This window comes from Micromonospora qiuiae, from assembly GCF_016863555.1.
GTDB classification, from domain to species: Bacteria; Actinomycetota; Actinomycetes; order Mycobacteriales; family Micromonosporaceae; genus Micromonospora; species Micromonospora qiuiae.
This window is the reverse complement of the sequence record NZ_BOPC01000063.1, coordinates 14,460-35,194: the sequence shown is the minus strand read 5'-3', so window position 1 is coordinate 35,194 and position 20,735 is coordinate 14,460. Positions and strand designations below refer to the sequence as shown.

Annotated in this window: 21 protein-coding genes; 10 read left to right on the top strand and 11 right to left on the bottom strand. The window is 69.2% G+C overall.

Annotation, left to right across the window (positions count from 1 at the left end):
• Positions 1-69 precede the first annotated feature (69 nt).
• Entirely contained in the window at positions 70-2,175 is a 2,106-nt protein-coding gene (locus Vqi01_RS21695; RefSeq protein WP_204036671.1) for a cellulase family glycosylhydrolase, read from the top strand.
• A gap of 681 nt (positions 2,176-2,856) precedes the next feature.
• Positions 2,857-4,956 (top strand): glycoside hydrolase, encoded by a 2,100-nt coding sequence (locus Vqi01_RS21690; RefSeq protein WP_204036670.1) that lies wholly within the window; start codon positions 2,857-2,859, stop codon positions 4,954-4,956.
• Here the strand turns inward: Vqi01_RS21690 and Vqi01_RS21685 are convergent.
• The gene (locus Vqi01_RS21685; protein ID WP_204036669.1) at positions 4,946-5,914 is read right to left on the bottom strand and encodes a helix-turn-helix transcriptional regulator; all 969 of its coding nucleotides are present in this window, start codon (positions 5,912-5,914) and stop codon (positions 4,946-4,948) included. The two genes, Vqi01_RS21690 and Vqi01_RS21685, sit on opposite strands and share 11 nt — an antisense overlap.
• Before the next feature lie 93 nt (positions 5,915-6,007).
• Between Vqi01_RS21685 and Vqi01_RS21680 the strand changes: the two genes are divergently transcribed.
• Positions 6,008-6,577 (top strand): DinB family protein, encoded by a 570-nt coding sequence (locus tag Vqi01_RS21680; protein ID WP_204036668.1) that lies wholly within the window; start codon positions 6,008-6,010, stop codon positions 6,575-6,577.
• 68 nt (positions 6,578-6,645) lie between these two features.
• Positions 6,646-7,056, top strand: a complete 411-nt coding sequence (locus Vqi01_RS21675; protein ID WP_204036667.1) for a hypothetical protein — start codon at positions 6,646-6,648, stop codon at positions 7,054-7,056.
• A 115-nt stretch (positions 7,057-7,171) separates the two neighbouring features.
• Here Vqi01_RS21675 and Vqi01_RS21670 read toward each other — a convergent pair whose 3' ends face one another.
• Complete coding sequence (locus Vqi01_RS21670) at positions 7,172-7,684, bottom strand: RloB family protein (RefSeq protein ID WP_204036666.1); 513 nt, start codon at positions 7,682-7,684, stop codon at positions 7,172-7,174.
• 85 nt (positions 7,685-7,769) lie between these two features.
• Positions 7,770-9,095, bottom strand: a complete 1,326-nt coding sequence (locus Vqi01_RS21665; protein ID WP_204036665.1) for an AAA family ATPase — start codon at positions 9,093-9,095, stop codon at positions 7,770-7,772.
• A gap of 166 nt (positions 9,096-9,261) precedes the next feature.
• On the opposite strand from Vqi01_RS21665, the gene Vqi01_RS21660 reads away from it, so the two are divergent.
• Entirely contained in the window at positions 9,262-9,528 is a 267-nt protein-coding gene (locus Vqi01_RS21660; protein WP_204036664.1) for a hypothetical protein, read from the top strand.
• 139 nt (positions 9,529-9,667) lie between these two features.
• On the opposite strand, the gene Vqi01_RS21655 is transcribed toward Vqi01_RS21660, so the two are convergent.
• The 8 genes from Vqi01_RS21655 to Vqi01_RS30925 all read right to left on the bottom strand — a co-directional run bounded on the left by Vqi01_RS21655 (position 9,668) and on the right by Vqi01_RS30925 (position 13,253).
• Positions 9,668-10,093: a hypothetical protein gene (locus Vqi01_RS21655; RefSeq protein ID WP_204036663.1), complete on the bottom strand. Its 426-nt coding sequence runs from the start codon at positions 10,091-10,093 to the stop codon at positions 9,668-9,670.
• On the bottom strand, positions 10,080-10,736 hold the full coding sequence (locus Vqi01_RS21650; RefSeq protein WP_204036662.1) for a hypothetical protein: 657 nt from the start codon (positions 10,734-10,736) through the stop codon (positions 10,080-10,082). The genes Vqi01_RS21655 and Vqi01_RS21650 overlap by 14 nt, the downstream gene beginning before the upstream one ends.
• The gene (locus Vqi01_RS21645; RefSeq protein ID WP_204036661.1) at positions 10,733-10,993 is read right to left on the bottom strand and encodes a hypothetical protein; all 261 of its coding nucleotides are present in this window, start codon (positions 10,991-10,993) and stop codon (positions 10,733-10,735) included. Before Vqi01_RS21645 ends, Vqi01_RS21650 begins: the two co-directional genes overlap by 4 nt.
• 10 nt (positions 10,994-11,003) lie before the next feature.
• Positions 11,004-11,267, bottom strand: a complete 264-nt coding sequence (locus tag Vqi01_RS21640; RefSeq protein WP_204036660.1) for a hypothetical protein — start codon at positions 11,265-11,267, stop codon at positions 11,004-11,006.
• 92 nt (positions 11,268-11,359) lie between these two features.
• Positions 11,360-11,794: a hypothetical protein gene (locus tag Vqi01_RS21635; protein WP_204036659.1), complete on the bottom strand. Its 435-nt coding sequence runs from the start codon at positions 11,792-11,794 to the stop codon at positions 11,360-11,362.
• 387 nt (positions 11,795-12,181) lie between these two features.
• Entirely contained in the window at positions 12,182-12,376 is a 195-nt protein-coding gene (locus Vqi01_RS21630; protein ID WP_204036658.1) for a DUF397 domain-containing protein, read from the bottom strand.
• Positions 12,369-12,953, bottom strand: a complete 585-nt coding sequence (locus Vqi01_RS30930) for a DUF5753 domain-containing protein (RefSeq protein WP_275408835.1) — start codon at positions 12,951-12,953, stop codon at positions 12,369-12,371. The genes Vqi01_RS21630 and Vqi01_RS30930 overlap by 8 nt, the downstream gene beginning before the upstream one ends.
• A 6-nt stretch (positions 12,954-12,959) precedes the next feature.
• Entirely contained in the window at positions 12,960-13,253 is a 294-nt protein-coding gene (locus Vqi01_RS30925; RefSeq protein ID WP_239098565.1) for a helix-turn-helix domain-containing protein, read from the bottom strand.
• Between the two features lie 354 nt (positions 13,254-13,607).
• Between Vqi01_RS30925 and Vqi01_RS21620 the strand changes: the two genes are divergently transcribed.
• The 5 genes from Vqi01_RS21620 (at position 13,608) to Vqi01_RS21600 (ending at position 20,262) form a co-directional block, all read left to right on the top strand.
• Entirely contained in the window at positions 13,608-15,497 is a 1,890-nt protein-coding gene (locus tag Vqi01_RS21620; RefSeq protein ID WP_204036657.1) for a hypothetical protein, read from the top strand.
• Between the two features lie 152 nt (positions 15,498-15,649).
• A complete protein-coding gene (locus Vqi01_RS21615) occupies positions 15,650-15,988 on the top strand; it encodes an ArsR/SmtB family transcription factor (protein ID WP_204036656.1) in 339 nt (112 codons plus the stop codon).
• Positions 15,985-17,706, top strand: coding sequence for a SulP family inorganic anion transporter (locus Vqi01_RS21610; RefSeq protein WP_204036655.1), 1,722 nt, complete (start codon positions 15,985-15,987; stop codon positions 17,704-17,706). Before Vqi01_RS21615 ends, Vqi01_RS21610 begins: the two co-directional genes overlap by 4 nt.
• 417 nt (positions 17,707-18,123) lie before the next feature.
• Positions 18,124-18,531: an MBL fold metallo-hydrolase gene (locus Vqi01_RS21605; protein WP_204036654.1), complete on the top strand. Its 408-nt coding sequence runs from the start codon at positions 18,124-18,126 to the stop codon at positions 18,529-18,531.
• Positions 18,532-18,918: 387 nt separating this feature from the next.
• Positions 18,919-20,262: an MFS transporter gene (locus Vqi01_RS21600; RefSeq protein ID WP_204036653.1), complete on the top strand. Its 1,344-nt coding sequence runs from the start codon at positions 18,919-18,921 to the stop codon at positions 20,260-20,262.
• Positions 20,263-20,735: the final 473 nt, after the last annotated feature.

Sequence of the window (20,735 nt, the reverse complement as noted above, 5' to 3'; positions counted from 1 at the left end):
ACCCCCCACCCCAACCGGCATCCCACAACCAACACACCCCCCACCAACACACCCCCGAAGGAGAAGCAGATGAGGATGAGGCTGGCCGGCGTACTGCTGGCCGTTGCCGGGCTGCTGGCTACGGCGGGTGCCATGCCGGCGGCGGGGGCGCCCCCCGCATCCGGCGCCGCGCCCGGAACAGGCGTATCCCCGGCAACCAGCACGCCCCCGACGGCAACCGGCGCATTCCCGACAACCGGCGTATCCCCGGCGGCCAGCGCACCCACGGCGGCCGGTGGCGCGCGGCTCGGTGGCGGGTTCGTGGTGCGCAAGGGCGACCGGTTGTACGCCGACGGCAAGCCGTTCCGGTTCGCCGGGACCAACAATTACTACCTGATGTACAAGTCCCAGGCGATGGTCGACGACGTCTTCGCCGATGCGAAGGCGGCTGGCTTCACGGTGCTGCGGCACTGGGGCTTCCTCGACATCGGCACCCCGGGCGGCACCGACTCGGTGCACGGCACCGCCGACGGGGTGTGGTTCCAGCACTGGGACGGCGAGAGACCCGCGTTCAACGACGGACCCGACGGCCTGCAACGCCTCGACTACGTGCTGTACGCCGCCCGCCGGGCCGGCATCCGCGTGATCATTCCGCTGACCAACAACTGGCGCGACTTCGGCGGCATGGACCAGTACGTCCGCTGGCGCGGCGCCGAGCACCACGACGACTTCTACACCGACCCGGTGATCCGAGGCTGGTACCGCGACTGGGCGACGCACCTGCTCAACCGGGTCAACACGCTGACCGGGGTGGCGTACAAGGACGATCCGACCATCATGGCCTGGGAGTTGGCGAACGAGCCGCGCTGCAAGGGCTCCGGGGTCTACCCGACCTCACCGCAGTGCTCCACCGAGACGCTCACCGCCTGGGCCGACGAGATGAGCCGGCACCTCAAGTCGGTCGACCGCCGCCACCTGGTCGGCGTCGGCGACGAAGGCTTCTTCTGCGACAGCCCCGACGCCGGGCACTGGACCGTCAACTGCGGCGAGGGCGTCGACTCGGTCGCGCTGAGCCGGCTGCCCGCCGTCGACGTGCACGGCTACCACCTGTACCCGGACCACTGGGGCACCGACGCCGACTGGAGCGTGCGCTGGATCGAGCGGCACAACCGAGAGGCGAAGCGGATCGGCAAGCCGGCCCTGCTCGGCGAGTTCGGCTGGCACGACAAGGCAACCCGCAACCCGGTCTACCAGCGCTGGACCGACAGCTTCATCCGCACCGGCGGCACCGGCTTCCTCTACTGGATCCTCTCCGGCGTCCAGGACGACGGCACGCTCTACCCGGATTACGACGGCTACACCGTCTACTGCCCGAGCCCGGTCTGCACCACGATCGGCAACGCGGGGGAGACCATCCGCCGAGGCTTCCGGCCGCGCCCGCCGGTCGCCGACCACGACACCGCGGTCACCACGGCCGGCACGCCGGTCACCCTCAACCCGACAAGCAACGACATCGCGTACGCCGGGAAGCTCCGGCCGTCCACCATCGACCTCGACCCGACGGTACGCGGACAGCAGCGCTCGCTCCCCGTCACCGGCGGCCGGTTCGCGCTGAATGCCAAAGGGCTGGTCGAGTTCACCCCAGCGGACGGGTTCCGGGGTCGGGCCGTCGCCTCCTACACGGTCCGTGACACCGCCGGTCGGCTCTCCAACCCGGCCGAGTTGGCCGTCACCGTCAAGCCGGCGCCCGGTGACCCGATCCGGCTCGCCTCCTGGGAGACCGGCCTGGAGGGCTGGGCACCGGGCGACTGGCAGACCGACGCGGGCACCCTGGCGCAGACGGACGCTTTCGCCACGGACGGCGCGTACGGACTGCAGGTCACCGCCACCGGCGGCGGCTGGTTCGGGGTGACCCTGCCCGAGCCGGTGGACCTGTCCGCCAAGAACGTGCTCCGTTACGACCTGCGCACGTCGCCGTCGGCCGGCACCGGCACCTCGATCGCCGTGCAGACCGGCGCCGGCTGGGCCTGGTGCCAGTCGGAGTTCGGCTGGGTCAGCCAGGGCCGCACCGCCACGGTGGAGATCGAGCTGGGCACCCAGATGTCCTGCGACGCGTCGGCCCTGGCCGACGTACGCGCGATGTGGATCTGGGTCAGCCCGGGCATCCACGACCTGGACCACCTCCGCGCCGAATGACCCGGGCCCTCGGGTCGGCGCCTCCTCGTCCGCGGAGGCGCCGACCCTCAGGCTTGATCCACACCGCGGCTTGATAAGTGAGCCCGGCAATCGGGCGGTGGTGACGAGGCTAGTTTTGGCCTGTGCAGCGCCGGCCGATCAGCCTGAGGCACCGTATCGGCCTCGTCGCGCAGTATCGGCCTCCCCCTCCGGGCGTGGACCGGCGATGCCGCAACTCGTGGTCGGCGCACGAGATGCCGCAACTCGCGGCCTCAGCGGGCCCGGACAGCCCGACATGCCGCAATCCGTGCCGCTCACCGGACGGGATACCCCGGTACGCCGCAACTCGTGCCCACCCGATCGGCCCGAACACCCCGACATGCCGCATCCCGCGCCGCCCACCACCCCAGACACAGCATCACCAGCCCTAGACCCCCGACCTCGCCTATCTCTAAACACCGTTTAGACGGAATGGCGGCCTCCTATCCCGCCGGACCCCGCCGTTGCGCCGAAACGACGCAGCGCCTTGCCCCTCAGCGTGCGGCCCCCTAGCCTGAATTCGCGGACGTCGATCAACCGTTACTTGTGACGGCGTCCCGGTGGCGCAGGGCTGCCCGTGTTTCCGCTGGCCGCACGCCGCCTGGCCGGGTGGTTCCGGCGGAACGCGGACAGCCGACCACTTCGAGCGACGGGGAGCCAGTGATGCGACGGCGAACGGTGTGGACGGTCCGGCTGGCCACGGCGGTGGTGGTGGCCGGGAGCCTGGTGGCTTCGACAGCCTCGGGCGGCACCGCGCACCGGCCCGCTTCCCCGCCCACCACCGTGGTCGACTGGAGCGCGGAACGGCAGACCGTCGACGGCTTCGGCGGGGCGTTCCCGTTCCACAAGGCGGGTGCGGTCCAGCGGCTCGGCGAGCCGTTGACCTCGCAGATGCTCGACATGGTCTTCGACGACCAGTCCGGCATCGGCCTGGACATCGTCCGGGTCATGGTGGGCGACGGCGGCGTGGGCGTGTGGGGCGACCAGCTCTACGACGGCCCGACACAGACGATCGAGCCGGAGCCGGGCCGGTTCGTGTGGGACCTGCCCGACTGGGCGCAGCGCAAGGCCGACTTCGACGCGTACCAGGTGTGGCTGATGCGTGAGGCGCAGGCGCGCGGCGTGGAAACGATCCTCGCCAGCGTGTGGAGCCCGCCGGCGTGGATGAAGCAGAACAACAGCGTGATCTCCTCCGGCCCGTCCGGCCCACCGAACAAGCTCCGGCCCGACATGTACCAGGCGTTCGCCGACTACCTCGCGGAGTACGTGCTCGGCTACGAGCGCGAGTTTGGCATCCGGATCACGCATATCTCACCGACCAACGAACCCGACATCACCACCGGTTACTCAAGCTGCCAGTGGACGGCCGAGGAACTGCGCGTCCTGGTGCGCGACCACCTGGGTCCGACGTTCGAACGCCGGGGGGTGGACGCGAAGATCGTGCTCGGCGAGGGCGTCGGCTTCCACGAGGGCTTCGCCCTGCCCGCAATTAGCGACCCGGCGGCGAACCGGTACGTCGACGTCGTTGCGGCGCACGGATACTCGGGGCTGATCGAAGCGGCGACGCGGGCCGCGCCCACGGCGTTCACCACCTCGCACGCGCTGGGCAAGACCATCTGGCAGACCGAGTACATGAACCAGGGTGCGCCGCGCGACCGACTGTTCGTCAACAACACGATCAGCGACGGCCTGCGCTACGCCACGCTCATCGGGAACCTGTTCGACGAGACCCGGCTGAACGCGTACTTCTGGTGGTGGCCGGTGGCAAACAACGGCGCGGACGGCTCGGACCTGATCCGGCTGGTCAACACCGGCACCCCGCAGAGCGGCAACCCGACCGAGAACGGCCAGTACCGCATCTTCAAGCGGTACTACGCGTTCGGCCAGTACAGCCGCTTTCTCGACCCCGGTGACGTGATGATCGGCGCCACCAGGGCACCGGCGCCCGGGGTCACGGTCACGGCGTACAAGGACGAGGCGACGCACGACTTCACCATCGTCGTGGTCAACAACAATCCGGACGACGTCCCGCTCGCCGTCGATCTCGCAGGCGGCTTCCCGCTGCCGCCGGAGACCAGGAACGACTGCAAGAAGGGTGGCTGGGCCTCCTTCGTCAACCCGGCATTCCGTAACCAGGGCGAGTGCGTCTCCTACGTCACCGCCGGCAAGGGGCCGATCTCCTCGGTGGTGCCGTACCGCACGTCGGCGAACGAGAACATGAAGAAGCTGGCCGACATCCGTACGCACGGCCGGTCCTTCAGCACAATTCTGCGCGGCCAGAGCGTGACGACGTTCGTGCCGAAGTGGTCCGAGCTGCCCGCACTGCCCGACCGCAAGGACGTGTTCTCCACCTACCTCGCCGAGGAGAACGACGGCCAGTCGGCGGGCCTGCGGATCGTCACGACGCCCGAGCACGGCAAAGTCGTCACGCGGGTACGCGATGGCAGCTACCTGCGCTGGACGAATGTCAACTTCGCGGACGGATCGGCGGCGGGATTCGCCGACCAGAAGGGCCAGCTGCGCCTGCACGCCACCGTCGCCCCGAAGGCCGGGGGTGTCATCGAGGCACGGATCGACAGCCCGAACGGGCCGCTCGTCGGCTCGATGACCGTGCCGCCCGGGTCCGGCACCGACTGGGTGACGGCCACCACCTGGATCGACACCAGCCCGGACGCCGCGAACGGCTTCCACGACCTCTACCTGGTGTTCATCGGCGGCGACGGCACACTCTTCGCCTTGGATCGCGCCGAGTTCAGCGACTGAGCGCGGCCGCCCGGTTGAATCGGGCGCCCCAGTCGTGGATCTGCTCGAGCAGTTCGGGTGGGTCGATGACGCGGAAGTCGGCGCCGAGCGCGCCCAGTGCCATGGTCGGCCAGTCCAGGGAGTCGGCGGTCATTCGCACTCGGCAGTGCTCGGCGTCGACCTCCTCGACTGTGCCCCACCGGCCGATCCGCTCGCGCACGGTTGCGGCCGGGGCGTTGACCAAGGCCTCCACACGGTACGGGCGGGGCAGGTTGCCGAGGCTGGTGCGGACGAACTCGGCGGCGTCCGAGGCGGGCAGGTCGCGGGGCCGAAACCGGGAGCCGGTGCCGTGTGGCGCGGTGAGGCGGTCGATTCGGAAGCTGCGCCAGTGGTGCCGGGTGAGGTCGTAGGCGACCAGGTACCAGCGGCGGCCGAGCAAGACCAGCCGATGCGGCTCGACGTGCCGCTCGGTGTGCTGGCCGTTGGCGGCGGTGTAGGAGAAGCGGAGGTGTTCACTGTCCCGGCATGCCAGCGCGACCGCGGTGAGCACGCCCGGGTCGACGCCTGGCTGGGTTGGGCTGTCCCAGCCGGCGGGCAGGGTCATCGCGCGCAGCGCTTCGACCCGGTGCCGTAGCCGGGCCGGCATCACCTGCACCACCTTGGTCAGCATCCGCACCGAAGACTCGGCGAGGCCCTCCACCGCGCTGTGCGCGGCGGCCTGCAGCCCCACAGCTAGGGCGACCGCCTCGTCGTCGTCGACCACGAGCGGCGGCAGTGCCGCGCCCGCGGTGAGCTGATAGCCGCCGTCCACGCCGCGCCGTGCCTCGACCGGATAGCCAAGCTCGCGCAGCCGATCGATGTCCCGGCGCAGGGTGCGGACCGAGATCCCCAGTCGCTCAGCCAGCTGGGTGCCCGGCCAGTACCGGCGGGCCTGCAGCAGGGACAGCAGCCGCAGCGTCCGGGTGCTGGTGTTCGCCATGTCGTTGATTCTTGCGCTATTCAGGTCAGGAAGTGTCCGCAGGGCGACCTAGCGTGGGTCCCGACCGAAGAGAACGGGAAGGAACCGGCAACCATGAGCGAGACCACGACCGCCGATGGACGGACCACCCACGATCTGGCCGACGCGCCAGCAGCCAGCGGGGAGCGCGCCGACCTGCTGGCGATGCTGGCCAAACAGCGGCACTTCCTGCGCTTCACCACCCGCGACCTCACCGACGAGCAGGCCGGGCGGCGCACTACCGTCAGCGAACTGTGCCTGGGCGGCTTGATCAAGCACGTCACCGCAGTCGAGCGGAACTGGGCGGACTTCATTTTGGATGGCCCATCGGTGATGGGCGACTTCACCTCCATGGCGGAGGCCGACTTGACCCGGTGGACCGACGGGTTCCGGCTGCTCACCGGCGAGACACTGGCCGGTGTGCTCACCGACTACGCCGAGGTGGCCCGCCGGACCGATGAGCTGGTCGCCACCCTGCCTGACCTGGACGCCACCCAGCCGCTACCGAAGGCTCCGTGGTTCGAGCCCGGCGGGCGGTGGTCAGCCCGCCGGGTGCTGATGCACATCATCGCCGAGACCGCGCAGCACGCCGGCCACGCCGACATCATCCGAGAGTCCCTGGACGGTGCCAAGAGCATGGGCTAACCAGCGACATGGTGAGGGCGCATCACGCCGAAGGCCACGGAAGCGATCGGCTGACGGATACTGCAGGGGTGGAGCGCATCCCGGGGTGGCCTTCGGCGTGGGCGGGTACTTGGGTTGCGCCCGACGGCAAGACGGTCAGGCTCATCCACGAGGACTGTGGCATCACCGTCACGGTCAGCCCGGATCCGGATCAGCCGCCGTACCAGGGGGTCGAGAGAGTTCCGGGAACCTGTCATGTTGACGAACAGGGACGGCGATATCTGGAAGTCGAGGCTGGAGTGCCAGGCATTGGACCGACCTACCGGTTGTACGCGGCAGTGGAGGGCGTCGCCGGACTGTCGATCGCCCCGGCCGATGTCGACGTCGACCGGCTGGTGCTTCATCCGAGCACGTCTATCGGTTTGTACGACGACTGGGAGGACGACCTCGGAGTCCCATGGGCGTACCCCCTCGAGTCACTGCGCTGGCAGGCCAAGTAACGGCCGATCACAGCACCTCGTCGTTGTCCAGATCGCGGCTCACCGCTGATCGGCTGGTTTAGCGGACCCGCCGAGCGCAGCCCGGACGAGTCCTTCCATCTCTGGCGTGGGAAGATCATCCCACGTTGGCCGTGGGCTGTAGCGCGGTGACGAGGACGCCGACCGACGTCGAGGGGTTTCCTTCGGGCGCTGGGTCGAGTCGTGCCGCCCGCCGGCAGGCGTCGGCGACCCCGTCGCGGAAGCTATCGAAGTTCAGGGCCGTCTTGTCCCACTGCGGGAGATGCTTGCGCAGCAGGTCACGGGCTTTCTTGGCGTTTTCGACATGGCCGGCGTGGTGAATCAGATGGAGCAGCAACCACACCTCGAAGCAGGGGTTGGACCAGGCCAGGCGTACCCCTGACTCTCGGGCCGCGGCCGACGCCTCTCCGGGCGAGTAATGATCGACGTCGCAGACGGCCCACGCCTCGTCGTAGTCGTTTTCCTGCTGTCGGCGGTACGCGCCGCGTACCAAGTCGACGGGCGAACCGCGCTCGACGGCGACCGCGACCTTGACGCCGACCCATGGCTCCCGCTTCAGCGCATCAAAGTAGGCACGCTCGGTGGACTCGCCGTTCGTCGTGATCAGCACGGTCCGCCGCTGCTCCCGTGTTGCCGGCCCTCTGCGTAGGTCCGTTTCCCGCCCGGCGTTACGCACCATGCGACCCGTCTGGCGCTCACTGCGACGAGGTGTCATCCGTGCCTCCACGGTTGGCGAGTGCCTGCTCGAACAGGTGGGTCGAGAGGTCCGGCACCGCACCGTAGTTGCCGTTCAGGTACCGGCGCTGTCGGTTCTCGCCTTCCTTCCGAGGCTTGAAGTCCGTCAGCGGGTAGAGCGACGAAGCCCCCTGGTCGTCCTTCTCCACAAACCAGATCTCATCGCGGCGCAGGATCTCCTCCGCGTCCAGAGTGCCCAGCAGCGCGGCGTCGTGGCTGGTGAAGATGAGCTGACTGCCCAGGGGGTTGGCCTCTGGGCTGCGAAAGAGACTGATGAGCTTGGCGGTCAGGATCGGGTGCAGGCTGGCGTCGATCTCATCGATCAGCATGGTGGCGCCGGCCCGGAGCATCGCGGCGGCGTGCAGCCCGAGGGTGAGAAGTTGCCGGGTGCCGGTCGACTGGTCTCGAAGGTCGAGCAGCGCGGTGCCGTTGGGGCCTTGGTGGGCGAACTGGATCTTTGATTGTTCAAGCATCGCCGACCGACGGGTATGTGGCCGAATGAATGTGTAACCGACCGGCAATGCTGGTTCGTGAATGCGTTGACTCGGGTTCGGGTTGACCACGACGCCGACGATTCCGACGTCGGCAGCTTGCAACAGTTCGACGGCCAGTTGGAGCACGTCCTGGTTCTCCGCGTCGTCAGGACGAAGTAGGCCGGACAACACCATCTCGGGTTCCATCCGCTGGCCTGCCAGGTAGAACCACCGGTAGGTGTTGTGCAGCGGCTGAGGGTTCGCCGGATCCGGTTCTGGGCGACTGTGGCCGAAGCGGGCGACGGTGCTGAGGAAGAGGGCGGTCGGCGCGGTGATCTCGGCGATCTGCTCCAGGGGTCGCCGGCCTGACTCTTCTCCCCACGCAAAGTCGTTCCCGTTGCGTTCGAAGATGCGCCGCTTGCGGCCTCGCGGATAGTGGTAGAGCCACTCCTCAAGCACGCGGGCGTCGTTGATCGTGAACCCGTAGGTGTGCCGGACCCCGCCGAGCATGAGGTCTACGACATAGCGTGATGGCTGCCCGGCGATCTCGGGATCCAGTCGGAAGGGTTCGCGGAACAGCCCTACCCCGGGTTCGACCGCGCGGTCCGACTCCACGACCATCTGCCGCATGAACGCCAGCGCCCCGAGGCAGTTGGACTTGCCGGACGCGTTGGCTCCGAAGATGCCGACAACCCGGACAGCCTGCGGAGTCGGCTCGCCCGCCTCGGTGCTGTCCCCGTAGACAGGTGTGAGGTTGAGCTGCTGCTCGTCACGAAACGAGCGGTGATTGGCAAAGCGGAAACTTAGCAGCATCGGCGGTCTGCCCCCTGCTTGTGGGCGGTTACAAGCTCATCCCTGCGAGTAAACCACGAGAAGTGGCCTGTAAGCCCTTCGGTTGGTCCACCGTGTCTTGGTCGTTGGCGGTGGGTGGGTGACCGGGTACTTTGGTACTTGGGTACCTTGCGTCAGGAGGGGAGCCATGGCTACCGCAGTCACGCCGATCAAGGTGGATGCGCACATTGACCAGTTGATCTCGCATGCCGCCCACTTCCTTGGCCTTTCCAAGAAAGATGTTGTGGACGCGGCGGTCCGTGAATACATCGACAATCACCGTGCTGAGATTCGGCAGGCGGTGAAGGAAGCTCTCCGCCAACTTGACGGTCCTGTTGCCAGTTCGGTCACACTTCTGACCGGGATGTCGCGTGCTGAACTGGACGAGGTCGGCGGCTTTTCCGAGCGTGAATGATCCGCTGATTGCTGGCAAGTCGCGATCTGCTCTTTTGGTTGTCGCGGGCAGACGGCGTTGAGCCTGTCCCGCACCCGTGCCGCTTTGATCGAACGGCTCCCTTAACCCAAAGTCGGCGCCGTCTCTGCGGGCCGACGGCTCAGGGGCGCGAGGACAGGCTGACGGCCTCAGCGAGTAGGGCGTCCAGGTCGGCGTCCGACAGATTCTCCTCGGTGAGGATTTTCTGCACGGTGGCTGCCTGGATGCGGCCGATCATCTCCTGGCTCATCGAGTAGTCGAGCGACGGGTCGATGATGGACATGATGAGCTGCTCGGCTGCCTCGGCGTTGATCTCCGGCCCGCCGTTGGCAAGCCCGGCGCGTAGCTCGCCGACGAAGGTGATGACTTCGGCGCGGCCAGCGGTCTCGCCGAAGCGGCGATCGACGGCCAGGAAGAAGACTGCCGCGAGGTAGCGCGGAAGACCGTCCCAGCCCTCGGCGTCAAGCTGGGCCTCCACTGCATCGTTGGCGGCGTGGTCGCCACGAACCATCGTGCGGATGTACTCGGGCAGCTCAGGCTTGATCATTTTCTTCCCGCTTCCTCGCTCGTCGCGCTTTGCCATGGTTCCATATCGCTTTCACGGTCACCGCCAGCGCGCCAGCCGCCATCACCGCGGCAGTTACCGGGTTGTCGACATGTGGCCGGTCCTGTGCGGGCGTGGGTCCGGGGCTCGTCGTTCCGCTTGTGGTCCCGCCCTGGCCGTCGCCATGCTGCTTGAAAAACTTGAACACCTCGCGGGCGCTGGTCTCGGCGTTTTTGAGGCCATCCTCGATGTCGTCGGCCTTTTTGACTTGCTTGCGCCAGGCAATGTCGGCTCGCCGCCCGCGTCGCTCGGCCTCGGTGAGCACACGTTTGCCGGAGGGTGCGGCATCATCTGCGGCATGCCCGGTGGGCGCGGCACCGGGAGCGATGGTGTTGATGTACGCGGTGATGTGGCGGGCAGCCTCAGCCAAGAGACGTGCGTAACGGCCGGCTTTGTCTCTGGCCACCTCGGCGTCCGCGACGGCGTCGCGTAACCGCTGGTCACTGCTTCCCCGCTGCACCTCGGTCAGCCGCGCCAATGCCACCTTGGCGTCCGTCTGGGCGCGCAGCGCGGTGACGGCTGCGGCATCCAGCTTTCCGCGTACGGCCAGGAGCTGTGCGACCAACTCGGCGATGCTGCCGCTCATCCGAGGTGGTTGAGGTAGTCGCTTGCGGTGTCGGCGATGCGGCCGAAGCGGCGTCGAGTCGGTTCGACCTCTGCCTTGGCGGCGGCAAGTGCCTGATGGGTGGCGTTCACGTGCTCGTGTTCGCTGCCGTGCAGGATGGCGCTCGCCGTACCGGTTGCCGCTTGGGCGTCAGAGACAGCCTGGTCGAACACCCGTCGTCCCTGTCGGGCGGCTTCGATGGCGGCGCGGAGGGTCGCCTTGACCTCGCCAACGCTCATGGTGGTGGCGTCAGCCGAGGATGCCGACGTAGCGACGTGCCGCCTCCGAGCTGCCCTGCACGAGCGTCATGGCCTCGGCCAGGCGCTGCTTGCTCTGCTCGCCTCGGGCGATGGCCTCGGCGATCGTCGGATGGCCGGTGCCAGCGGCGACGGCACGTAGCCGGGTCAGCATCTGCTCGGTGTTCTCGGCGGCGGCTCGGATCTGGTTGATCGTAGCGTTGCCCTGCTCGGCTGCCTGCATCAGCGCCGCCTTGACCTCTTCGATGCTGGCCATGCTGTCCCTCCGTCGACCGTCCGCGAACGCGCATCACGTCTGAGTAGTCGGACGGACACTATCGGAGATGAATGCGGCTCGCTGCCCGGTGACTACAGGTAGTCGGCAGCGACGCTCTCGACGTCGGCAAGGAACGCCTCAAGCTCAGGTTCGGTGTGGTAGCCGTCGTGAAGCAGCTTGCCGAGGATGACAATCTGCATCTGAAGGGCGGCCTCCGGGCTGAGGTTTTCGATGAGATCGACCTCGCCGAGCGCAGCCCGGACGAGTCCTTCCATCTCCAGCGTGGGAAGCGACTGCGCGGCCGGGAACTGTGACCGCGTCTCGGCGACGAAGCGGGCCACATCATCGGTGGGGGAGTGGCCAGCGGTGAAATGTTCGTTGACCGCGATGGCGAAGGCCGCAGCGATCACCTGGCTGCCGCCGCGCCAGCCGATGCTCTCCACTTCGTCCAAGAGCCGGTTGATCGTGCCCCAATCGCGACGCGCCATCGCGCGAATCAGGTCGCTGAATTCCGTCCGTATGCCCACAAGGTGGTAAACCGCGCACTGCCTGAAAGGTGATCAGCGGAAGCGCCCAGTTGTGGGACGGCCGGAAAGCTTGCCGGGTGTGACTCGGGGCTCCACGCCTCGTCGCGCGGCGGTTGTCGTACCAGATGCCGCGACCCGCGCCGCCTACTGACCAGCGGGCGGGTAGACACAGCTGCCCGCCTTCCTGCCCGTCCTTCTGATGAATTAGAAGGGCAGGCCCTGTCGAGCTGAGAGCGTGAATGGATCGCGGCCTTCGGCTCGGCAGCGCGGCGGCCGGCGGGTGCGCGGCCGGCGCTGAACGCCTCCCTGATGGCATCAACGGTTCAGCTCGACAGGCAGCAGAACAGCATCCCGAAGGCGAAGCTTGCCGGGTGCGGCTCGGCCGGGTCAGTGCAGCTCGCGTGTGGCAGCGATGAAGCTGGTCCAGGCGGTGGGGGTGAAGGTGAGGGCGGGGCCGTGTGGGTCTTTGCTGTCGCGTACGGCGACGACGCCGGGCAGGTTGTCGGCGACCTCGACGCACTCGCCGCCGTTGCCCGCACTGCGGGTGCTCTTGCGCCAGCGCGCACCCGTCAGGTCAACCATGGTGAACCTCCCCGATTACCTTGTTGATCAGCTCGATCGATTGTCCCTCATCGAGAGCGAGTGAGAGCAGGCTCGACCAGACCTTCTCATAGGTCGCGAACTCGCCCGGTCGGTCGAGATAGAGAGCACCGGTGATCGCTTCGCTGTACACCACCGGCGGTTCGGGCGTGCTCCGGTTTCCCAGTGGAAAATTGAGCATGACGAACTCGCCCGCCACGGTTCCCTGGTGTGGCCCGGCCGTCAGCGGCGTGACGCGGACGGAGATGTTCGGCTGCTCGGTCAACCGCAGCAGGTGCCGTAGCTGCTCCGCCATGGCCGCGCTGCTGACGACCGGTCGGAGTAGGACGGATTCGCAGAGGACGACCTGCACCTCGGGCGCCTTGGGCAGGCGGCGGGTCAGCAGTGACTGGCGTTGCAGGCGAAGGTCGACGGCGCGTTCGCGGTCGTCGTCGGTCATGTCGGGCTGATCGATCCGGTAGATGCCCCGGGCGTAGTCCCGAGTTTGGAAGATGCCCGGCACGAGGCTGTTCTTGTAGAACCGTAGTTTCGAAGCGGCGGATTCGAGGCCGACGTACAGCTCGAATCAGTCGGGGATGGCGTCGCCGTAGGCGTGCCACCAACCTTTGGCTCTTGTCTCGGCGGCCAGGGCGGTGAGCGCTCGGGTCAGTTCGCCGCGTGCGCCGTACAGCTCGCACATGGCGCGGACGTCGACGCCGCGCACGGAGCCGAGGCCGCTCTCGATCCGCCACACCTTCTGTCGGCTGCACTCCAGCGCCTCGGCGGCGGCGTCGAGCGTGATCCCGGCTTCGGTGCGCAGGTCACGCAGGGTCCTGCCGAGCTGGCGTCGGGGCACTGTCGACCCCATGTCTTCGGCCATCGCGCCCTCCTTCCTGTCGGGTTTTGCAACATCCTGGCGGGGGTTGTCGAACTCCGAAATGGTGCGATCAAGCAGTCGAACAGTGTGACGCGACATTCATTGTCATGGTGTTTCCGACCCTACAAGATAAGTCCGACAACGGCGATGACCGCGATGCCAATTCCGATCAAAGAAGGGGCGGTGTCGACCCGTGCGAGCAATCTTCGAAAGGTCACAGTGCGCTAGCGGAAATCGGACGGGTGAGCAGTGACTGTCATAACCTGCCCGGACTGTGACGGGTTGACTTTTCAGCTGTCGCCTTGTCGGTGCCTTAACTTCGGGAACCGGTTTCTGGCGGACGAGACGGCCACGCCCGTGAACCGGGAGGCGTACCGCGAGTGTGAGCAGTGCCGGGGCGCGGGCAGTGTGGCGTACGCCTGTCATCGCTGCAAGCGGCGCGGGCGGCGACGGGCGCAGCTGGTGCTCAGCGTGGCCAATCTGGACACCGGCGCGGTCGCCTCCCACAACGTCGTGCCCGGCGGCCTCGATCCTGAGTCGGCCCCGACCGGGTGGGTGGTCCGGCTCTCCGACCGGGTACGCGAGCTTGCCGCCAGCGTCGGTGCCAGCGTGACCGGTGAGGTGCCGCAGCTGTGGTTGCCGTCGCAGTGGCGACCCGACCTGCCGGCCCTGCACCGATTGGAGCTGGAGGCCCAGGCCATCGTGGGGTGGGACAACGCTCCCTGGCGGCTGTTCGTCGGGCGGTGCCAGCCCGCGCCGCCGGTCGACCCGGCCGACCGGCTGGTGCGGCTCTGCGCGCTGGCCGACCTGCTCCTGCTCGACCTGGTGATCGAAGTACGCCGGCAGGGCTGGAACGTCCGGTACGAGGTGCCCGGCTCGCCGGCGCCGATGTTCAGCAGCGGGCGGCGCGACCTGCCGGAAGCGCTGGCCGCCACCGACGTGGCCGACGCGCTGGCCGGGCTCGCCGAGCGCGGCCGGGACGTCGCCGCCCGGCTGGTGCAGCCCGACCAGCCGCGCCCACCCGTCGTGCCGGCCGTCGACGTGGACCAGCTCGAACGCCGGATTCTCGCCGACTGCGTAGACCCGGTCGACGGTGCCGAGCTGCCCGGCGCGCAGGCGATCTGGCGGGACGGTCGCTGGTGGCACACCAGCCTGCGCGACGGCGAACCGATCGAGGACCTGGTCGAGCAGCCCACCGGCCAGGTGCTGCGCCGGGTGCGGGTGCCGTTGCGGCGCGGCTTCACCCCGCCCGACCCGTCCTGGCTCGGTCCGGAGATCGGCTGGCGGCCCTGCCCGGACTGCGTGCCCGGCAGCCGGCTGCGTAGCTGCGACTGCCGGCTCGGTGGCCGTACCGCCGATGTTGACTGCCCGCACTGCCGCGGTGCCGGCCTGCGACCCTCCGCGCTGGCCTGCTTCAGCTGTGACGACACCCACCGGCTCTACGACGCGGTGGTGATCACGCTGACCGACCTTCGGCACCGGGTGGTGCACCTGGCGTGGCACGCCGGCACGCCGGAGGAGGTCACGCTCGCCGCCACGCAGCCCGGCGGCAAGCCGGTGGTCCGGCTGCCCGACCGCTACCGGCTCGCGGCCTGGGCGCCCATCCTCGGCGTACGGCCCGAGGATCTTGCCGAGGCCGACGGCGGGCACGAGATCGAGGCGGACCTGCTCGGCGGGTACGTCACGCTGCCCTGGGCCGGGGCCGACCCGGTGGCCGAGCAGGTGCGCGCCGCCGGCCGGGGACAGCCCGCAGGCCGGTTGATCGTGTCGGCGGTACGCCCCGACGCCCCACCCCTGACCGAGCTGATCCGGCTCGCGCTCGGCCTGGACCTGGCGTTGGAGGTGAGCGTCTGCGACCTGCGGCACCACGCCGGTGACCCGCTGCTGGTGAGCGGGCTGCGCTGGTCGGTTCACCTGCGAAACCGCGACGCTCCGGTGAGCCCGGACGAGTTGCCGTACCGGCCGACCCTCGAAGCGGCGCTCGCCTGGTGCGTGGAGTGCCTGACCGACACCGTCGCCGAAGCCGTGCCCGCCGACTCGGCGGTGCCGATCCCGGTGCCCGCCGCCGCGCCGAACGACCGGCCCGCCGACCCGGTGCCGGTGCTGCTGCGGCTGGCCGCCCGGCACGCCGGGCAGACCCTGACCGTCCGCTTCACCCGCGCCGGCTGCACTCTGCACCTTCACCATGACGAGGGCGTACACCTGCTCGCCGAAGCCACCGACCTGCACGAACTCCGGTTGACCTAGTGGTCTGGTGTGTTGCGCCGGGGCACCAGCGCCAACCCGGCGACATCAGGCGCTCGGGGAGGCGGTGACCTTCGCCACTTTAGTAGTTGAAGAATTCTGCAAGTGCTAAAGTCTTCAGTGCGGCCTCCGTGTGCCGCAGGAGGAGGCTGAGCGTGTCCGTGCCGCTGTACCAGGCGAAGGCCGAGCTGTTCCGCACCCTGGGGCATCCCGTCCGCATTCGGGTGCTGGAGCTGCTTCAGAGCGGCCCCAAACCGGTGCGGGACTTGCTCGCGATCATCGAAGTGGAGGCGTCGAACCTGTCCCAACAACTCGCTGTGCTGCGTCGGGCCGGCATGGTCACCTCATACCGTGACGGACCGCTGGTGATGTACGCGCTGAGCACACCTGACGTCGCCGACCTGCTGGCCGCCGGCCGGCGGATCCTCGGCGCGGTGCTCACCGACCGGGGCGCTCTGCTGGAGGAGCTGCGCGCCGACGGGCGGGACCGATGAGAGGCGGCACCCAGGCTCCACTCGCCAGCAGCGCCCGGTCGGCCGTGAGCACCGTCGGGCGTCGCCTCCTCGACCTGCTGCCGAGTCGCGCCGACTGGACGGCCGTGCGCCGCTCACCCCGCCGGGACCTTGTCGCCGGCCTCACCGTCGCCGTCGTAGCGCTCCCGCTGGCGCTCGCCTTCGGCGTCACCTCCGGCCTCGGTGCGGAGGCCGGTCTGATCACCGCCGTGGTCGCCGGTGCGATCGCGGCCATTTTCGGCGGGTCGAACCTCCAGGTCTCCGGCCCGACCGGCGCGATGACCGTGGTGCTGGTGCCGGTCGTGGCGCAGTTCGGGGCAACCGGCGTGCTGATGGTCGGCGCGATGGCCGGGCTGATACTGGTCGCCCTGGCCTTCGCCCGCACCGGCCGGTACGTCCGCTACCTGCCGATGCCGGTGATCGAGGGCTTTACCGCCGGCATCGCGGTGGTCATCGCCCTGCAACAGGTGCCTGCCGCGCTCGGCGTCACCGACGCGCAGGGCGAACGGGTGTGGGCGGTGGCCGTGGACGCGGTCGCCCGTTTTGTCGTACATCCGCAGCCGGCGCCGGTCCTGGTGGCCCTCGGTGTCGCGGCAGTGATGCTGCTCGGTGCCCGGTGGCGCCCCGGAGTGCCGTTCTCGCTGCTGGCCGTGGCCGCAGTCACGGTACTCGCCCAACTGGCACCGGTTGACCTGGTCCGGATCGGCGCCCTGCCGCAGTCGCTGCCCGCGCCGTCGCTGGACTTCGTCGACCTCGGCGCGGTGGGTGTGCTGCTGCCGGCCGCGCTGGCGGTGGCGGCCCTGGCCGCACTGGAGAGTCTGCTCTCGGCCACCGTCGCCGACGGGATGACCGTCGGCCAGCGGCACGACCCCGACCGCGAACTGTTCGGCCAGGGTCTGGCCAACCTCGCGTCCCCGCTGTTCGGCGGCATCCCGGCCACCGCGGCGATCGCGCGCACCGCCGTCAACGTGCGAGCCGGTGCCGTGTCGAAGCTGGCCGCGCTGACCCACGCGTTGGCCCTGGCCGGCGTCGTGCTGGTCGCCGCGCCGCTGGTCGGCCGCATCCCACTCGCGGCGCTCGCCGGGGTGCTGCTGGCCACCACGGTACGGATGGTCGAGGCGGCCTCGCTCTGGGCGCTGGCGCGGGCCACCCGCGGCGACGCACTGGTGCTCGTGCTGACCTTCGCCGTGACCGTCATCTGGGACCTGGTCCTCGCCGTGGCCGTCGGAGTCGGCGTGGCCATCGTGGTGGCGCTGCGCGCGGTCGCCCGCAGTGCCCGGCTGGAACAGGTGCCACTCGACTCCGGCGAACACACCGCCGAGGAGCAGGCGCTGCTCGCTGAGCACATCGTCGCCTACCGGCTCGACGGGCCGCTGTTCTTCGCCGCCGCGCACGACTTCCTGCTCCGGCTCTCCGACGTCGCCGACGTGCGGGTGGTCATCCTGCGGATGTCCCGGGTCTCCGCCATCGACGCCACCGGCGCGCAGGTGCTCGGCGACGCCATCCGCCGACTCCAGGGACGCGGCATCACCGTGCTGCTCTCCGGCATCGTGCCCGGCCACGACGAGGTGTTGGACGCCGTCGGCGTGGCCGACCAGTTGCGCCGGGACGGCCTGGTCTTCCCCGACACCCCGGCCGCCATCGCGTACGCCCGCACCCTCGTGCCGGGCACGCCGAAGCGGGACCCCGCCGTGGCCTGATGCCTGGGTCAAGCCGACTGCATCTGGCCCAGCGAGCGGCGGGATGGCGCTTTTCGCCCAAGCCGAGCTCTGCGGCTGACAGCCTGAAGCGAGGCCGCACGCCGCCTGGGCGACGTCCGGCCTCCGCACCGGATTCTGGTCAGTTGATCAGGTAGGCGTCAGCGAGGACCCGCTGACCGTCGGCGCTGCGCGCCCAGCCCGGCTGCGGTGCGGGCCGGGTGAAAGAGGTCGGTCAACCTCGCTGTGGGATCTCGCACGGCACCTCCACGATTCGTTCCGGTCACCTGTACCTGTCGGTGGAGGCGTCAGGTATTACCGGATCGTCGCGAGGCTCATGCTGTGCTGATGCGACAGATCACGGTTCTCGGAAGTTGCGGCGCCTACCCGGAGCCGGGTAGGGCCTGCAGCGGTTTCCTGGTGGAGTGGGACGGCTTCCGGCTGGTGCTTGACCTCGGCTACGCGACTCTGCCGCGCTTGTTGGCTCACTGTCCCGACGGCGTCGTGGACGCCGTGGTCATCACCCATGAACACCCCGACCATTGCATCGACCTGCACGGGCTGTTTCGGATGCGTCTGTACGGCGGAGGGGACCGCTCCAGGCTGCCGCTGTACTGCACACCGGGGGTGCTGGCTCGTCTCAGCGGCCTGGAGCCCGACGTCGACCTGCGTACCGTTTTCGACGTCCACGAGCTGCCGGGGACGTATCAAGCTGGCCCGTTCGAGTTGCGCGGGGTCCGGCGCCCGCAAACTGATGCTCACCCATTTCTGGCCAGGCAACGATCGGGCTGCGGCCGCCGCCTCGGCCCGATCCACGTTCGGTGGTGAAGTGCTCGTCGCCGATGAGGGCCTCGTCGTTCCACTCGACCAGACCTGAACCTCGGACCCTTCGTTCAAGAGGGCGAGGTCGCGCGGATAGGCGCGACGCTTGCACGGGGCCACAGGTGCCCGCTGCTAGCATTTGCCGCATGTCAGGCGCTTCGTGCTCGGCCGCTTGCGCCGCAGTGACCAGGACGTCCCGCTAGCGGCGGGACGTCCGGCTCACAGCAACACCTCACCTGGAACGTCCATCCGCTTCGTGATCAGTCCGGAGCGGCCCCTCGTGCTGCTCGGTAACTCTTCAGAGCGACGGAGCAATCGATGCTTTCAGGCACTTCCTCTTCTTTTCGCGGGCAGAGTCCCGCCCCTGTGCACGCATGGCTCGTGCTGTGCGCGATGTCCATGCTGCAGTTCTTCATCGCCGTCGACGTGACCGTGGTCAACATCGCGCTGCCCTCGATCGGCAGGGACTTTGGCGTCGACGGCCACTCGCTGGCGTGGGTCGTGGTCGGCTACACCATCACCGGTGGTGGGCTGCTGATGCTCGGCGGCCGGCTCGGTGACCTGCTGGGCCGCCGCCGCACCCTGTTGGTCGGCACGGCCCTGTTCGGCGCAGCCTCCCTGCTGGCGGGCCTGGCCCCCTCGTTCCCGGTCCTGGTGGCCGCGCGCCTGCTCCAGGGAGCGTGCGAGGCCGTCGCGCTTCCCGCGGCGATGGCGACCATCGTGCTGCTCTTCCCTGAGGGCCCGTGCCGGTCGCGCGCCCTGAGCGTGTGGGCCGCCGTGGCCAGCTGCGGCCTGGTGCTCGGGTTCGCCCTCTCGGGGATCATCACCGCCCACCTGGGCTGGCGCTGGGTCTTCCTGATCTCGGTGCCGTTCATCCTGGTCGTGGCCGTGGCCGCGCTCCTCCTGGTCCCGGCCGACCGGCCGACCTCGCGGGAGCGGGTCCGCCTGGACCTGCCGGGCGCGGTCCTGCTGACCGCGTGCCCGCTGCTGTTCGTCTACGCCGCCGTCGAGGCGGGCGAGCCCGCAACCAGCCTGAGGGTGAGCCTGGCTGCACTGGTCGGTGCAGCGGCGGCCGCTGTCGGGTTCGTGCGGGTCGAGTCGAGGTCGCCGAATCCGCTGGTTCCGCTGGCCTTCTTCGCCGACCGGGCCCGGGTGCGTGCGAACCTGACGACGATGCTGCTCAGCGGCGCGCTGTCGGCCTCGTTCCTGCTGTTCACCTTCTACCTGCAGGACAGGCTCGGGATCGGTCCGCTGGGGGCCGGTCTCACGATGCTGCCGCTGGCGGTGGCGCTGATCGCGGCCTCGGTGCTCGTGCCCCGGCTGCTGGAACGCTGGGGCGCACGTGCGTGCGTGCTGACCGGGCTCGCGGCTGCTGCAGGTGCGATGGCAGTGGTCGCGCTCGTGGCCGTTATGGGTGGCGGGGCAGCGTGGCTGCTTCCGGCGATGCTGCTGATCGCAGCAGGCATGGGCTTTGGGCTCGTGGGGCTGCAGTACATCGCTGTCAGCGGGACCACTGACGAGGACGCCGGGACCGCCTCCGGGGTCCAGCGAGCAGCCGACCAGCTCGGAGGAGCAGCCGGCGTAGCCATCTACGTGGGTTTCGGGTTCGCCCCGGCCCTGCATGCCGGCGACCCGTTCCTGATCGCCGCGGCCCTCGCCGTCACCGGGCTGATCGTCGGCGCAGCGGTCATCAGCGGCTCCCCGGCTGCCGCGGTGGCGCAGCCGCAGGCCGAGTAGCAGCGCAGCCGCCCGCGCCGCAGCCCGACGGCTGCGGCGCGGCGGCCTGCGCCTTCGCTCTGCCGACGACGATCAGAAGACCGCATGCCCGTCCTGCCCACCTTCATTACCGACCCTTTGTGGGAGCAGTTCCAGGCGCTGCTTCCGCCGCCTGGTCCGCCAGTCCTGGGTTCGTTGCAGGTGGGACGGTCGCCCTGCCCGGTGCCCTTGACCTACGCCCTATCCGCGCGAGCTCTACGGCGGAAACTGCTCCGGCCCATGGGCTGGCGGCGGTCTACCTGAACCTCCCGGGCCCAGACGATGTCACCATCGACTGCTGTCGAGCTGACCCGTTTGCGCTATCACGACCCCTCAGCCGAGCGGCAGGGCCCAGCCGCCGTCATGATGCACTCCCACCCACCCGCCGATCACCGCGATCCCTTCGCGCTCTCAACTCGACAGGGCCCCGACTGGACGCCCCATCGGGGATCAGG

Coding starts and splice junctions, on each gene's coding strand:
- Vqi01_RS21600 (WP_204036653.1), top strand. CDS start 18,919: ATGTCCATGCTGCAGTTCTTCATCGCCGTCGACGTGACCGTGGTCAAC.
- Vqi01_RS21655 (WP_204036663.1), bottom strand. CDS start 10,093: ATGATCAAGCCTGAGCTGCCCGAGTACATCCGCACGATGGTTCGTGGC.
- Vqi01_RS21665 (WP_204036665.1), bottom strand. CDS start 9,095: ATGCTGCTAAGTTTCCGCTTTGCCAATCACCGCTCGTTTCGTGACGAG.
- Vqi01_RS21630 (WP_204036658.1), bottom strand. CDS start 12,376: ATGGTTGACCTGACGGGTGCGCGCTGGCGCAAGAGCACCCGCAGTGCG.
- Vqi01_RS21660 (WP_204036664.1), top strand. CDS start 9,262: ATGGCTACCGCAGTCACGCCGATCAAGGTGGATGCGCACATTGACCAG.
- Vqi01_RS30925 (WP_239098565.1), bottom strand. CDS start 13,253: ATGGCCGAAGACATGGGGTCGACAGTGCCCCGACGCCAGCTCGGCAGG.
- Vqi01_RS21685 (WP_204036669.1), bottom strand. CDS start 5,914: ATGGCGAACACCAGCACCCGGACGCTGCGGCTGCTGTCCCTGCTGCAG.
- Vqi01_RS21695 (WP_204036671.1), top strand. CDS start 70: ATGAGGATGAGGCTGGCCGGCGTACTGCTGGCCGTTGCCGGGCTGCTG.
- Vqi01_RS21680 (WP_204036668.1), top strand. CDS start 6,008: ATGAGCGAGACCACGACCGCCGATGGACGGACCACCCACGATCTGGCC.
- Vqi01_RS21690 (WP_204036670.1), top strand. CDS start 2,857: ATGCGACGGCGAACGGTGTGGACGGTCCGGCTGGCCACGGCGGTGGTG.
- Vqi01_RS21650 (WP_204036662.1), bottom strand. CDS start 10,736: ATGAGCGGCAGCATCGCCGAGTTGGTCGCACAGCTCCTGGCCGTACGC.
- Vqi01_RS21640 (WP_204036660.1), bottom strand. CDS start 11,267: ATGGCCAGCATCGAAGAGGTCAAGGCGGCGCTGATGCAGGCAGCCGAG.
- Vqi01_RS21610 (WP_204036655.1), top strand. CDS start 15,985: ATGAGAGGCGGCACCCAGGCTCCACTCGCCAGCAGCGCCCGGTCGGCC.
- Vqi01_RS21645 (WP_204036661.1), bottom strand. CDS start 10,993: ATGAGCGTTGGCGAGGTCAAGGCGACCCTCCGCGCCGCCATCGAAGCC.